This is a genomic window from Collinsella aerofaciens, assembly GCF_019131995.1.
Classification (GTDB): domain Bacteria; phylum Actinomycetota; class Coriobacteriia; order Coriobacteriales; family Coriobacteriaceae; genus Collinsella; species Collinsella aerofaciens_S.
Genome location: NZ_JAHONA010000010.1, coordinates 1 through 13,568 on the forward strand (window position 1 = coordinate 1; position 13,568 = coordinate 13,568).

Sequence of the window (13,568 nt, forward strand, 5' to 3'; positions counted from 1 at the left end):
AGGCGGTTTTCTGCTGGCTGTCAGCCGCGGCATCCTCACGGAAACCTAGTTGTCGCCGGAATTATAGTTCCCGGCGCGGACTCACCTTATCTCCCCGGTGCGGGCTCGATATCCTCTCGGATATCTAATCGTCTTGGACTTTAACCCGCCCAAGCACAGTACAGCTTTTACGTGCCGCCACACGGAGCTTAGCTCGTGGACTATTTTCTAAAATAAAGACCTTCAAGGCAACTTGGGTTCAAGCACGGACAAACAAAACAGGCACTGAATACACGACTTGTTTATCAATAGTTATCAATCAAATGCGTTACCAGCAAATATCGTCCGTCTCATACGCTGCGATACAATCAATCTCACCAAATGCTTAACCAGTAAGTCGAAGGGACCAACGTGCTAACAATTCACTATGGTGATATGGAAAACGTTATCTATAATACGTCGGTTTACTTCGATAACATCTATTCGCCCGAATGGTTTCAAGATGCTTTTGCGCAGAGAATTATTAAATCCATTGATAAGGGCGGCGTGGTTGGACCCGGCGCAATAAACACCAAGATCCTTGGCATTATCCCACCGGAAAGGCTATCGGGCGGAACTAAGACGCTGCTGCTCATGTACTTCATGCCTCAGAACATATACAACGCCACAACCTGTAGCGACAATTGCGCTTACTGGATTCTAAGAATCGCCGCACAGCATGATCTGACGATCAACCTCTACCATCTGATGGATTTTGGAAACGGCAAGTTCACGGCAACCATTGCAAACACGGGTGATGTCGTTCACACGATGTTCGACCTTGTCCCTATAGCCGCAAAATGCCTAAGGGAGAACTCCTGACACGCGCTTTCGCTAGGCTCTGTTAGACCAAGATTGGCATACATGTGTCCTCACGGTGCCATATCGTTGACCCCGTAGACCGCGATGATGGGGCAGCATGAACGCCGAAGACCTGGTCCTCAACTTCAAGAAGGGCATGGCGAACCTCAGCAAGACCGAGCGCCGCCGCGCTATCGAGTCCGTCAGGGACGTGATCCGCGCGGCGGCGTTCGACGACGCGGCCGGCTCCGTCTACGAAATCGAACGCTGCCCGCGCTGCGGGTCCGTCGCGGTCGTGAAGAAGGGCAAATCGAAGAACGGCGAGCAGCGCTACCTCTGCCGGGGCTGCGGCAGGACCTTCGGCATGGGCAGCGAGCGCATCCTGGGGACGAGCAGGCTTCCGAAGGAGACCTGGATGGCCTACGCCGAGTGCTTCGTGCTCATGCTGCCCCTGCGCGAGTGCGCGAGGCGCTGCCGCGTCTGCCTCAAGACCGCCTACACCATGCGCCACAGGCTGATCGAGTGCCTCTCGGCCTACTCCCCCTCGTCCAGGGTCGAGCGGGGCTGCGGCTGCGAGCTCGACGAGACCTACTTCCCCGAGTCGTTCAAGGGCAACCACGCGAAGGGGTCGTTCACGATGCCGCGCCCCTCCCGGCACCGCGGCAAGCAGGTGCACAGGCGCGGGCTGTCGCGCGAGCGGATCTGCGTCATGACCGGCGTGAACGACTCGAACGAGACGTTCCTCGAGGTCACGGGGCGGGGCGCCCTTTCGAGGGAGCGCGCCATGGACGCGCTGAGGGGCCGCATCGCGGCCGGCTCGGTCGTCGCGACCGACAGGGCGGCCGTCTACGTCAATGTCCTCGCGGAACTCGAGGTCGCCGCGCACGCGGCCTACGACCCCAAGGACCGCTCCGGGGGAACCATCAACCGGATCAACACCGTCCACTCGCTCCTCGGCGCCTTCATGGAGCCGTTCAAGGGCGTGTCGACGAAGCACCTCGATGCCTACCTCGCCTGGTTCAGGTGGTGCCGAACCTTCATGGCGACCGATTCCGGCGCCGCCGGGCGCACGGTCGCGCGGCAGCTCGCGCACGGCGTCTGCAGGAGCCGCGTCCGCGACATGTTCAACGTGGAGCCGCCCTACATGGACTACTGGGCCGCGCCCGCCGCATAGAGGCGGTAGAATGGTCGCACCGCGATACACGAGGAGGGGTGAGGCCATGCCGTCGAACATACCGGCCACGACGATCCGTATCGACCCGGAGGTCAAGAAGGAGGCCACGGCCATCCTGGACGAGCTCGGCCTGTCCATGTCCACCGCCGTCAATGCGTTCCTCAGGGCGCTCGTCCGGGAGGGCGGGATGCCGTTCGAGATGAGGGTCAAGACGCCGGCGCCCGACGGGGAGACGGCGAGTTAGCCGGCAGGTCGGCATGTCAATCCTGGTCTAACAGAGCCTTTTCTAAAGCGAGAAGTACTCGCTCTCAGCGGATAAGTTCGGCCCCAACCACGGATCGCCCGTCAAGAAGAACTCCGGCCAGCGCTGAATGAACAGTGCCTGTTCACGTTTCCAGCGGCGCAGCTTTTCCTCGTTGGCCTCTTCCCTGCCACGTGAGGTGAACTCGTAGTGGTACAGCTCGGCATAGGGCGTAAAGATGGTGCGGAAGCCCGCCTCCCCCTGGCGCCAAATGCCTCGACCGCGAAGCTGTCCAATTCAAGATGGTCGGCATCGGTCCAGGCTCGGAAGCCTCTGAGACGCCCGACTCGTAGTACGTAACCTTGTCTATAAACAGGCTTTCCGCACTCACAGCATAAGAAGGCCCGTGCAACAAAACACAAAGGTAGGCCAGAGCAACAAGCAGGATGCAACGGCGATGATGGCCCAACAAGACAACAGGCATGAGTGCGCCGATCTACACGGCAAGCCAATAAACAGGGTTGGGAAATGCCTGGTGGCAGTACTCATCAGCGTATTAAGATCAAATCCTAGCCCAGACTCATAACAGATCGAATCCCTGCAACAGCGGGAAAAGTCGACGTAAATCGTTTAAGTATGCGGCAAGCGGAGAGGGTGTATGGGCGCTCGCACGCGTCTTTGAATCTTCTAATGAGCAAGAAGAGAGGGATCTAGGAGAGACCTAATAGTTCTTGGAAGCTGGGAATCATCGAACTCACCATCTTTAAACAAGAGGGAATCATATAGCTTCTTATCGTTCTGTCTCGAAAAGATATGAGTGACCAGATGCACATCGTGGGCCTTTGAAAAACAATCTTCGTCCCTTAAAGATTCAGCAATATAACAACCGCCCCTATAGTTCATGAGTAAGGAAAAGTTCAAGTCTGTTGTTCCAAACTTATAGCACTGCGATTTTGTTGATATGTCTTCGAGCATAAAGCACGCGGAGGTTGCAAAAGAGGCAAGCTGAACAATATGGTTGACTTTTCTGCGACACAGAGCGTAGGGATGGCGATTCGAAAAGTCGATCTGCGACGCAGCAAGTTTTCCTCTGGATGCCAATTTGAAAAACTGCTTAGCCGACAAATGACTATCTACGCCAGTTAAATGCTTGAAATTTTCGGCCTTATAAATAACTTCGATATACCTGTCATCGAAAACGTACATGAATGACTTTCCGACAAGAAAACCGCGATAAAGTTTTGCTGCCTGATTAATTTCCGCAACTATCGCCTTCCGATCTTCAGCCCTACCCATACTGCCCCAATCAAAAAAGCCGGGATAACCCCGGCTGATAATCAAAGAGGCGGTTTTCTGCTGGCTGTCAGCCGCGGCATCCTCACGGAAACCTAGTTGTCGCCGGAATTATAGTCCCCGGCGCGGACTCACCTTATCTCCCCGGTGCGGGCTCGATATCCTCTCGGATATCTAATCGTCTTGGACTTTTTACCTGCCCAAGCACAGTACAGCTTTTACGTGCCGCCACACGGAGCTTAGCTCAAGATTATTATCTATAACTCAAGCCACTAAAGCAAGCTACGCACGGGCATGGTCAAATTAAATTCAAACCTTGGTCATCAATCACATCTACCGCGGGCCGATAACGCCCGCCTCATGTGCTGCGATATAATCAATCTCACTAGATGCCAAATCAGCAAGCCGAAGGAGCTGACGTGCTAACAATTCACTATGGTGATATGGAAAACGTTATCTACAACACGTCCGTTTACTTCGATAACGTATATTCGCCCCAGTGGTTTCAAGACTCCTTTGCCCAAAGGGTCATAAAATCCATCGACAAAGGCACCGTGGTAGGCCCCAATGCAATCGATACCAAGATTCTAGGCATCATTCCTCCCGAGAAACTATCCAGCGGCACCAAAACGCTACTGCTTATGTACTTTATGCCGCAGAATATATATAACGCCTCAAATTGCGGTGATAATTGCGCCTACTGGATTCTGAGGATCGCCGCGCAAAAGGATCTAACAATCAATCTCTACCACATAATGGATTTTGGAAACGGCAAATTCACGGTAACCATTGCAAATACGGGCGATATAGTCCACACAATGTTTGACCTTGTCCCCATAGCTGGAAAATGCCTAAGGGAGAACTCCTGATGCGCGGATCATACAAGGTAATTATTCAAAATAACCGGGTTCAGTTTAAACTGACCATCAATAGAAATCTGACCATCATCCAAGGTAACAGTGCTACAGGCAAGACAACTCTGCTTGATATGGTGGCAGCTCACGAAGAGCTTGGGGCACAAAGCGGCGTAACAGTAAGTTGCAAAGTGCCCTGTAAAACAATATCTGGAAAATATTGGCGTAGAGATCTCCAAGAGATTTCCAGCAGTATTGTTTTTATTGATGAGGGCAATACTTTTGTTCGATCAAGAGAATTTGCCCATGAAGCAAAGCGTAGCTCAAACTACTACGTAATTGTCGCCAGAGAGTCACTGCGCCAACTGCCCTATAGCGTTGATGAAATCTACGGTCTTAAGAACACCAACCGAACCACAACGAAGTATCCCGTTTACTCTCGTGTCTACACCTCTACATATCGTATTTACGGTGATACTGATTTTAGAGGCGAGAGGCCCGAGCTTGTCATTGTCGAGGACACAAATTCGGGCTACGAATTCTTCAGTTTGCTATGCAAAAAGAGCAGCATTAAATGCATCAGCGCGGGAGGCAAATCAAATATTTGCAACTGCATTATGGACGCACCGGAAAACGACATCCTCGTGATTGCCGACGGTGCCGCCTTTGGACCAGAAATTGCGGAAGCAGCTGCTCTATTGCGCCGAAAGAACATCAAGCTATTCCTACCGGAATCGTTTGAATGGCTCGTGTTGAAGTCGGGATTATTCAACAGCAAACACATTAAGGACATGCTGCTTAACCCCGCTGAACATATCGAAAGCTCAAAGTTCTTTAGCTGGGAGAGGTTCTTTACTGCAGAACTCATCGAATGCTCACGAGACACACGTTTTCGATATGACAAGAGCTGCATGAACGAGGAGTACTTGAACCCCACCGCCCTTGCAGCTCTTGAGGATACTTTGCCGAAACTTGGCATTACTTCGCACTAAAACGAGAAGTACTCACTGTCGGAGGATAGGTTCGGTCCGAGCCACGGGTCACCATCGAGGAAGAGCTCCGGCCAGCGTTGCATGAACAGAGCTTGCTCGCGTTTCCAGCGGCGCAGCTTTTCCTCGTTAGCCTCTTCCCTGCCGCGCGAGGTGAACTCGTAGTGGTACAGCTCGGCATAGGGCGTAAAGATGGTGCGGTAGCCCGCCTCCCACACGCGCAGGCAAAAGTCTGCGTCGTTAAAGCCGACGGCGAATTCCTCGTTGTAGCCCCCGACCTGCTCAAATACGTCACGTCGCACCATCTGGCAGGCGCCCGTTACGGCGCTAAAGTTGCCCGGACGCACAGCACGGGCAAGATAGCCCTCGCGCTTTGCCGAGAAGTCTTGGTTGGCATGGGCAAGTGCGCCGCGCACACCGACCAAAATGCCAGCGTGCTGCACCAGGTGGTCGGCAAAATAGAGCTTGGCACCCACCACGCCCGCATCGGGACGTTGCAGACAACCCATCATCTCTTCGATAAAGTCGGGGCTAATGACCTCGGTATCGTTGTTGAGCAGCAGCAGGTAGTCGCCCTTGGCGTGCTCCACACCAAAATTGATGATCTGAGAGTAATTAAACTCGCCCGGCCAGTACACAACGCGCGCGATGCCCTTGCCTTCTGATGCTGAAGCCACGCGTTCCGGCAGGGTTTCGTAATACGCAAACGTATCCGGGGCTTCGCTGTTGTTCTCCACCAAGACGATCTCATAGTTGGCATACGTGGCCTTCTGGGCAATCGACATCACACAGGCATCGAGCGTCTCAACGTGGTCCTTGGTGGGAATCACAATGCTCACCAGCGGCGCAGGCTCCGGCAGCGCAAAGCGCATGCGGTAGACAAACGGCGTCTCGGTCTCCTCGACCGTTCCGCAAATGCCCAGCGCGTTAAAGTGGCGCTGCAGCGCAAGACGACCGGCTTCAATAGCATACGGCTTGCTATCGGCAGAGCCATCGGCGGTCGACCCCGGATGAACGCGCCAGTGATACAGCACGTGCGCAACATGTTCAAACCGCGCGCCCGCCGCAAGGCAGCGGAGCGTCAGGTCGTAGTCCTGGGCACCCGCAACGTCTTCTGGGGACGTGCCGATACGATCGATAAGCGCCTTCTCCACCATCAGGAAATGCGTCACGCAGTTATGGCTATAGAGCAAGTCTACATTGAGCTTGGTCTTAAAGACCGGCTGGCCCCACTCCCCCGTTTTCTGAAACATGTCCTCGTCGCAGAACAGGACCTGGGGACGCTCGCCCTCGGCAGCATTGTTCAGCGCGGCAACATAGTGGAACAACGCGTCCGGCTCCAGAATGTCATCGTGGTCCAAGAACGCGATGTAGTCGCCCATCGCTTGCTCAATACCCGCGTTGGTGTTGACCACAATGCCGCCGTTGCCGGGCAGCCCAAAGCGACGAACGCGCTCGTCGTGGGCGCCTGCCGCAAGGTCGGCAACCGCATCCCATTCAGGTGAGGCATCCATAAGGAGCAATTCCCAGTTGTCATAGCTCTGGGCTAGCACCGAGTCCAGCAGCTCGCGCAGGTAGACTCGATCGGTCTTGTAGCACGGCACCACAATGCTCACGAGCGGCCTATAGGCAAAGGCCGCCGAAGCGACACGCTGGCACGCCAAATCGCCCGGCTTTGCGCGATGCTGCTCAAACCAACGTCGATAAGCTGCGTCGTCTGCACGCGAGTCCTTCATACGGTTCCAGCTGTCGTCGACCATGCCGTTGTACAGGCGACCATCCATGGCGCAAAACCCGCTCTGGATCTGCTCTGTGGGATCGCTCACAATCGCGACAAAATCTCGTATATCCTGAGGCATCTCAACGCTCAGAAACGTTTTATTGACGCGGCATCCGTCCTGCTGCGGCACATCGACCTGCGACTCAAACACATGCACGGTGACATCGATGGCATTCATATGCGTATCGGAGATCTGGAACTCGGGTGCGCACTGGGGGTCTCCCGCCCAGGTAACCTCATAGCGCCACACCGCGCCGGAGTCTGCCGGCAAATAGCGAATGGCATCGATCTCGTAGCGACCGCAGCATTCGCCACGCTGCGCATCGCGGATAAGCGCGCACAGCGCAGGCTTTGCTTTGTAGTTAATCTTGGATTCCAGCTTGGCCACGCGGCTATCGAGGCGAATAGAGCCCAACCTTTGACCACCGGATGCAAAAACGACATCCATCGACGAGCCATCCAAAAACGGAAGTACCATGACGGCGAGCTCGCGCTCGTAACCGGAAACGGAAGGGCAAAGCGCCAGCACACGGCCATGATCGACCGGGAGCACCAGCGACGGCACACGAGAACCGCTCGTCGTCGCATGGACAAACGCTTGAGAACCCTCCCGCTCAATAAGCGCGGCGACATCCTGACCGGCAAAACGAAGCAGCACAAACAGACGGCCCTGGCTGCGGCAAAGTGCCAAACGTTTGATACTCATCTACACTTCTCGCTTTCCCAGGGCGTTCGCTGCCATGCGTTTGCAGGCACCCAGGCGCCCAAACCTCAAGACGTCGTAATCGAACATGAGCTTTTTGCACAAACGAGCAGCAGGGGCCTTACCGATAAGTGCCGCGCGCACCATGGCGGCAACCGAAGGAGCACATTGTGCGAGCGCAGCATCGTTGTCCACGGCAGAACCGTTAAGCGCCGCGGCAACGGCAGCAAACACTTTGCCGCAGTCCGAACCCAGCAACCTCAGCGCATCGTACAGCACCAGATCACACAGGAAGTACGCCAGGTCATCAGCATGCTGTGCGTCGAGACCGTCGCGCTGCCAGTCAGCCAGCATAGCGGAGTAAATCTTCACGTGCTCCAGCAGACGTGTCTCGTCGTCGTAGCGCATGGTGTCCATGAGCGAACCCTTGCGAGCCACGCGATAGTCGTACAACTTGTTCGAGATAAGCGCGGTCTTGTGCGAACGACCGTACACGGCAAAGTCGAAGACCTGGTCCTCGCCATACTTAACGGTTTCGTCAAACACGATCCCGTTGCCCAGCAAAAACTCACGTTTGCAGGCGGTGCGCCATGCAAAGGGGCGAGATGCTTCCTTAAACAGCAGGTCAGAGCTATAGCCTTCAAACGACACATCGCGCGGGCTCAGCACATAGTTAAGCCACGGATACCCCGCCTCCAGCGGATACGGATTCGCGCCAAAGGTCAAAACGTCGCAGTCCTCGCGCCCAAAGGCATCGACGATCACACGGCACGCATCGGGCGTAAATCGGTCGTCGGAATCCAAGAACGCGACGATAGGCGCCGTGGACGCAGCGATACCCGCATTGCGCGCGCTCGACAGGCCGCCGTTCTCCTTATCGACCAGCGTAAAGCGCGCGTCCTTTTCGCAATAGGTAGCCGCAATATCGCGCGAACCGTCCGGCGAGCCATCGTTGACCAGCACGCCTTCCCAATCGGGCATGTCCTGTGCAAGCAGGGAGTCCAGGCACCAGGCCAGGCACTCCTCCACGTTATAGATGGGAACGACAACGGAAATCTTGGGGGTAGCCATAGTCACTCGCTCCTACTGTGCTGCCGGAACGTCGTCAGGGTGCGGGTTGTCGCCGTAGGTGCGCTGATACGTCAGCACGCGCCAGACCAGCGGTAGGCCGCCAATCTTAAAGTAATGCTTAAACGTATTGAGCTTGCCCGGCTTCTTAAAGTCAAAACGCGAATCGATATAGGCGCGGGGCGACTTGACCATCAGGCGCAAGTCGGTCTCGCCGCGCGGGTCGAACAGCGACAGGTCAAAGCGGCCGGCATCCCAATCGGCCTTGAGCTCGGGTGAAGCCTTCTCCCAAAACTGCTCGCGTAGCTCATCGACCAGACGCTCATCATTCCAACGGTACGTATCGACCTTCATGCGCATTAAAATGCCCTGAAGCTGAGCCTTAAGCTCGGGGCGCTCGTCCAAAAAACGTTGCATCTCGGCATATTCGTCGCAAACGCAAAACACCTTGTTGGGCGAATTAACGGAGCTCTTCTCGTTATCTTGGCGATAGCACAAAATGGGGTCCGCAATAAACGCGGCACGTTCGGCACAAGCCCAAACCTTAAAGTTAAAGCCTGCGTCCTGATACGAGGCACCCGGCGTGGGAAGGAACCGAATCTGATTGTCGTTAAGGAACGTGCGCCGATAGATAGCCGACCAAATGGAAGGTTTGCGGTAGAAGATGCCCGGGCGATCGACAGAGCGATACGCGGCGCCTGTCATGTGCTCGTCAATAATCCCAAACAGCTCACGGTGCTCGCTGGGCGTGGACCAATACAGGTAAAAGTCGCCCTTTACCACATCGGCATGCTCAGCATCGGCCTTGGCGACCAGCTTTTGGAGCGAATCCTCAAACATAAAGTCGTCGGACTCAAGGATGCCCACGTACTCACCGCGCGCCATCTCCAGGCCGCGGTTCATCGAGTCGCCGTAGCCACTGTTGGCTTTGTCGATCATCTTTACACGGGGGTCGCGCTCCATGTACTCGCGAATGATATCCGGCGAGCTATCGGTGGAACCATCGTTGATACAGATTATCTCGATGTCCTTGAGCGTCTGCGCCACGGCGGAATCGAGGCACTCGCGCAGGTAGCGTTCGACATTGCAAATGGGAACAAGCAGCGAAACTTTAGGGGTATCAGAGTTCTGCAAGAGAACCTCCTGTTGAATAGCGTGTAACAGGGTTATTTTAGCAGCCGGGTTGCGGCGGGCGGCAGCGCTTGGAATTATACAAAGCGCTCCAGGCAGGCTTTGAGACCGCGAGTCGAAAGATAGAACAGCGTGGCATCTGCCATCGAAACGCCCGAGGTCGCCGCAACGAGCTTGTGGGCAACACGGCGAACGGCGCCCTTAGCAGGCATATCCGCCCACTCCGTTCCCAAAAACGTCGTGAGGTCCATGTTGACGCGAGCCGTCACGCGATGGAAGTCATCGGAATCCAAGCGCGCCAAATCAAACACGATAAGGTCCAGGAACCAGGTGATTAGCTCGCCGGGACACAGGTCCATAAGACCGTAGCCCGCCCAGTCCTCCAAGACCTCCTCGAGCATTCTCATATGGGCATCGAGCTTTTTGGCGCGAGCCTCGACACTGTTGAACTCGTGCGTCGCCGATTCGCTCTCCATCACGTAGTGGTAGAACTTGTCCGGCATGACGACGGTCTTGTGGGCAAGCGCATAAGCCGCAAATTGGAAGACGACGTCCTCGCCCAAAGCCAGACCGAGAGCGAAGCGAATGCCTTCGCGATTGAGCAGCTCGCGCGAAAAAGCCGCACGGCAGGCATAGGGCTGCGCATTCGAATGGAACAGCAGTTGGGGATCACGGGCGCCGAAGGTACCGGCTTTGGGGCTCATGAGTTGCTGGACGCGTTTGGGAGCAGCATCGGCAGGTTCACAGACGCCGCCAAAAACGGCGGCCTCGGCATCTGCAGATTCCATGGCATGCAGCACGCGCTCGATCGTCTGGGCATCGATGTAATCGTCGGCGTCCACAAAAAAGACGGTCTCGCCCTCGGCGGCATCGATACCGGCATTTCGAGCGCACGAAACGCCCGCGTTTTCCTGGTCAATCACCAGTACGCGATCGTCGGCCTGCACGATCTGGCGCAACACGTTCAACGAATCATCAGTCGAACCATCGTTGACGCAAACAACCTGAATCGAGCGCTCGGACTGGGCCAACAGCGAATCGACGCATCGCTGAATGGAGCGCGACGAATTGTAGACGGGAACGACAATGGTCGCTTTGGGGGTCAAAGTCTCTCCCATGTCGACCTACCCCCTCAGCGATTCGATGAGGAAGGCGGCGACCACGCCCGGGCCTCCAACCGAGGCGTAATACTTAGCACGCCCCAATGCACCATCCGTCGCAAAACTCGGATGTTCGTCAACCCAGCCCTCAGGATCTTTGAGGATGGCAGCGAGGTTCGCGCGCTTCCACGGCTTGAGGTCGTCAAGCGAAAACTCCCCCGCGTCCAAGGCCGCCTGAAATTCCTTGGCCATCTGAACCAAGAACTCCTTATAGAACTTAGGCGCCAAGCGCACGTAGTTCCACATATACGAATCGTACTTAATGAGTTGATTGAACTTGAGCATGCGCGCGACATCGCCGCTTACGTGGTCACGGGCATAATCCTCTCGAATCCAACGCTCAATCTCGGCATACTCGGTATTGACGCAAAAGACCTTAGCCGAAGAATTGACCGAGGAATTCTCATTGTCCTGGCGATACGACAACACGGCATCATGCAGGTAAACAGCCTTATCGGCGCACGCGATCACCTTAAAGGCGAATGACGTGTCCTGAAAGGATGCCCCCGGAGTCGGCAGGAACGTAATACCGTTGCGGTCAAGAAAATCGCGACGGTACACGGCCGACCAAATCGACGGCTTTTGCTTAAAGAACTGCGTCGTATCGCTCGGGTGCACCGGCTTGCCACAGTCCTTGGCTTTAAACATCTCGTGCAGCGAACGGCGCTCCTCGGGCTTAGACCAGTAGAAATCAAAGTTCGCCTTCGCAAAGTCGGCATTATTGCTATCGGCGGCCGAGACAAGCTTTTCGAGTGCGTCGGGCGCCATAAAGTCATCGGACTCCAAGATGCCAACGTACTTGCCACGCGCCATATCGAGCCCGCGGTTCATCGAGTCGCCATAGCCGCTGTTGGCCTTGTCGATCATCTTGACGCGCCTATCGCGCTCTATATACTCGCGGATAATCGCCGGCGAGTTGTCGGTCGACCCGTCGTTAATGCAGATGATCTCAATATCCTTGAGCGTCTGCGCCAGGGCGGAATCGAGGCACTCGCGCAGGTAGCGCTGAACATTGTAAATGGGAATAAGCAGCGACAGAACAGGGCTGCCAGAGGCGTTAGTAGACAAATGTGCTCCTTAGGAAATACCTGTCGTTTCATGGTATCAAAGGGTCAGCGCGCTAACGGGCGTTTATATAATCTATGGAGCTCGCAGAGGCAAACCGATAAGAAAGGACGTCATGCAGCCCAAAGCCGCACGCAACATATCCATCGAAGCGCTGCGTTTGGTCGCGGTCGTCGGCATCGCGGTGTTCCACACCTTTCAGTGGACCTTTCAAGCCGTCTGCGTCGGCGCCGTGGAATATGCCCCACTTGCGATGTTCCCCTATTCCGGCGTGCTCGGTTTTATTAACTTGCTTGGCTGCTGGGCCAACGAGGTCTTCTTTATGATCTCGGGCTATTTTCTCATCGCTTCGGCCGCGCGTGCTTGGGACGGTGGAGCAACGTGGAAGTCGCAAATGCAACGGACGGCGCAGCGCCTTGGCAAGGTCATTATGCCCACTGCGTTTTATTGCCTCGTGGCGCTCGCGTGGTCCACGGTCGTCTCCCCCATTCCCGATGTTACCCTCAACACGCACTACTGGTACACGCTAGGCCTTGAGTTTATCTGGGTCTATGCCGCTACGGTCTTCATGGCGCCATGGTTTGGACTGGCTAAGAGTCGACTCCCCCAGAAAACCCACACGACGACGGTCATCGCCGTTGGCATCTTCGCATTTGTTGTTAACGGGTATTTAGCCGCCATGAGCGCGACAAGCGGCGGTGAGTTTTCTTGGCTGCAGAAGCTCATGAGCGCCGTCACGTACGCTATCGCGTTTTTGATCGGCGGACTGCTCCGCGATGTAACCGACGCCATGGATTCGGACAGGGCGGGCGCCTTGGGCACGCGCTCGCTCGTGACGGTTTTGGTGCTCACCATCATCCTGGAAGGAGCACTCTCCTTCACCGTCGACCTCACGGCAATGGCAGTCCTCTCCTACAAATCGACCTCGCTGATCTCGTTTGCCCTCGCTGCCGCCTCCTTGCTCTTTGCGGCAACCCGACGCAGTGTCTCAGGCAATCCGCGGACTGCAGGTGTCACCGTCATCTTATCGACCGCCACGCTCGGTTTCTATGTGATGCAGTCGCTCACCAGTAGCCTGTGGCGTCCCATCTTCAATACGTTGCTCGCAAACATACTGGTCAGCCAAAACAGCCCGGCAGCTATATGCATCGTCACGGGTACCGTCATTAGCATCGTCTTTGCCTTAGTGCTCCTCATCATCGACGCAGCTAGAAGCCTTATCGCTCGCAAGCTCAAGCGACAATAGACACGCTGCCGTAAGACGCTAAAGCCGCTACAGCCGTGGCAGGTT

12 protein-coding genes are annotated in these 13,568 nt (G+C 55.7%); 6 read left to right on the forward strand and 6 right to left on the reverse strand.

Going from position 1 to position 13,568, the window contains the following annotated elements:
* Nucleotides 1-390 precede the first annotated feature (390 nt).
* The 3 genes from KSY82_RS04575 to KSY82_RS04585 all read left to right on the forward strand — a co-directional run bounded on the left by KSY82_RS04575 (nucleotide 391) and on the right by KSY82_RS04585 (nucleotide 2,237).
* Nucleotides 391-840: a DUF4869 domain-containing protein gene (locus KSY82_RS04575; protein WP_217750364.1), complete on the forward strand. Its 450-nt coding sequence runs from the start codon at nucleotides 391-393 to the stop codon at nucleotides 838-840.
* 97 nt (nucleotides 841-937) lie between these two features.
* A complete protein-coding gene (locus KSY82_RS04580) occupies nucleotides 938-1,993 on the forward strand; it encodes an IS1595 family transposase (RefSeq protein WP_217750365.1) in 1,056 nt (351 codons plus the stop codon).
* A gap of 46 nt (nucleotides 1,994-2,039) precedes the next feature.
* Complete coding sequence (locus tag KSY82_RS04585; protein ID WP_217750366.1) at nucleotides 2,040-2,237, forward strand: type II toxin-antitoxin system RelB/DinJ family antitoxin; 198 nt, start codon at nucleotides 2,040-2,042, stop codon at nucleotides 2,235-2,237.
* A gap of 684 nt (nucleotides 2,238-2,921) precedes the next feature.
* On the opposite strand, the gene KSY82_RS04590 is transcribed toward KSY82_RS04585, so the two are convergent.
* On the reverse strand, nucleotides 2,922-3,530 hold the full coding sequence (locus KSY82_RS04590) for a PBECR4 domain-containing protein (protein ID WP_217750367.1): 609 nt from the start codon (nucleotides 3,528-3,530) through the stop codon (nucleotides 2,922-2,924).
* Between the two features lie 416 nt (nucleotides 3,531-3,946).
* On the opposite strand from KSY82_RS04590, the gene KSY82_RS04595 reads away from it, so the two are divergent.
* Both KSY82_RS04595 and KSY82_RS04600 read left to right on the forward strand, forming a co-directional pair.
* Nucleotides 3,947-4,396: a DUF4869 domain-containing protein gene (locus tag KSY82_RS04595; protein ID WP_138112761.1), complete on the forward strand. Its 450-nt coding sequence runs from the start codon at nucleotides 3,947-3,949 to the stop codon at nucleotides 4,394-4,396.
* On the forward strand, nucleotides 4,396-5,373 hold the full coding sequence (locus KSY82_RS04600) for a hypothetical protein (RefSeq protein WP_217750368.1): 978 nt from the start codon (nucleotides 4,396-4,398) through the stop codon (nucleotides 5,371-5,373). The genes KSY82_RS04595 and KSY82_RS04600 overlap by 1 nt, the downstream gene beginning before the upstream one ends.
* On the opposite strand, the gene KSY82_RS04605 is transcribed toward KSY82_RS04600, so the two are convergent.
* From KSY82_RS04605 to KSY82_RS04625, 5 genes are all read right to left on the reverse strand, one after another.
* A complete protein-coding gene (locus tag KSY82_RS04605; RefSeq protein WP_217750369.1) occupies nucleotides 5,370-7,856 on the reverse strand; it encodes a glycosyltransferase family 2 protein in 2,487 nt (828 codons plus the stop codon). The genes KSY82_RS04600 and KSY82_RS04605 overlap by 4 nt on opposite strands.
* The gene (locus KSY82_RS04610; RefSeq protein ID WP_217750370.1) at nucleotides 7,857-8,924 is read right to left on the reverse strand and encodes a glycosyltransferase family 2 protein; all 1,068 of its coding nucleotides are present in this window, start codon (nucleotides 8,922-8,924) and stop codon (nucleotides 7,857-7,859) included.
* Between the two features lie 12 nt (nucleotides 8,925-8,936).
* Entirely contained in the window at nucleotides 8,937-10,055 is a 1,119-nt protein-coding gene (locus tag KSY82_RS04615; RefSeq protein WP_217750371.1) for a glycosyltransferase family 2 protein, read from the reverse strand.
* Between the two features lie 74 nt (nucleotides 10,056-10,129).
* A complete protein-coding gene (locus tag KSY82_RS04620) occupies nucleotides 10,130-11,170 on the reverse strand; it encodes a glycosyltransferase family 2 protein (RefSeq protein ID WP_217750372.1) in 1,041 nt (346 codons plus the stop codon).
* A 6-nt stretch (nucleotides 11,171-11,176) separates the two neighbouring features.
* The gene (locus tag KSY82_RS04625) at nucleotides 11,177-12,280 is read right to left on the reverse strand and encodes a glycosyltransferase family 2 protein (RefSeq protein ID WP_217750373.1); all 1,104 of its coding nucleotides are present in this window, start codon (nucleotides 12,278-12,280) and stop codon (nucleotides 11,177-11,179) included.
* 112 nt (nucleotides 12,281-12,392) lie between these two features.
* Between KSY82_RS04625 and KSY82_RS04630 the strand changes: the two genes are divergently transcribed.
* Nucleotides 12,393-13,523: an acyltransferase family protein gene (locus KSY82_RS04630; protein ID WP_217750374.1), complete on the forward strand. Its 1,131-nt coding sequence runs from the start codon at nucleotides 12,393-12,395 to the stop codon at nucleotides 13,521-13,523.
* Nucleotides 13,524-13,568: the final 45 nt, after the last annotated feature.

Excerpts from the sequence above, each read along its gene's own strand:
- KSY82_RS04580 (WP_217750365.1), top strand. The coding sequence starts at position 938 with ATGAACGCCGAAGACCTGGTCCTCAACTTCAAGAAGGGCATGGCGAAC.
- KSY82_RS04585 (WP_217750366.1), top strand. The coding sequence starts at position 2,040 with ATGCCGTCGAACATACCGGCCACGACGATCCGTATCGACCCGGAGGTC.
- KSY82_RS04590 (WP_217750367.1), bottom strand. The coding sequence starts at position 3,530 with ATGGGTAGGGCTGAAGATCGGAAGGCGATAGTTGCGGAAATTAATCAG.
- KSY82_RS04600 (WP_217750368.1), top strand. The coding sequence starts at position 4,396 with ATGCGCGGATCATACAAGGTAATTATTCAAAATAACCGGGTTCAGTTT.
- KSY82_RS04605 (WP_217750369.1), bottom strand. The coding sequence starts at position 7,856 with ATGAGTATCAAACGTTTGGCACTTTGCCGCAGCCAGGGCCGTCTGTTT.
- KSY82_RS04610 (WP_217750370.1), bottom strand. The coding sequence starts at position 8,924 with ATGGCTACCCCCAAGATTTCCGTTGTCGTTCCCATCTATAACGTGGAG.
- KSY82_RS04620 (WP_217750372.1), bottom strand. The coding sequence starts at position 11,170 with ATGGGAGAGACTTTGACCCCCAAAGCGACCATTGTCGTTCCCGTCTAC.
- KSY82_RS04630 (WP_217750374.1), top strand. The coding sequence starts at position 12,393 with ATGCAGCCCAAAGCCGCACGCAACATATCCATCGAAGCGCTGCGTTTG.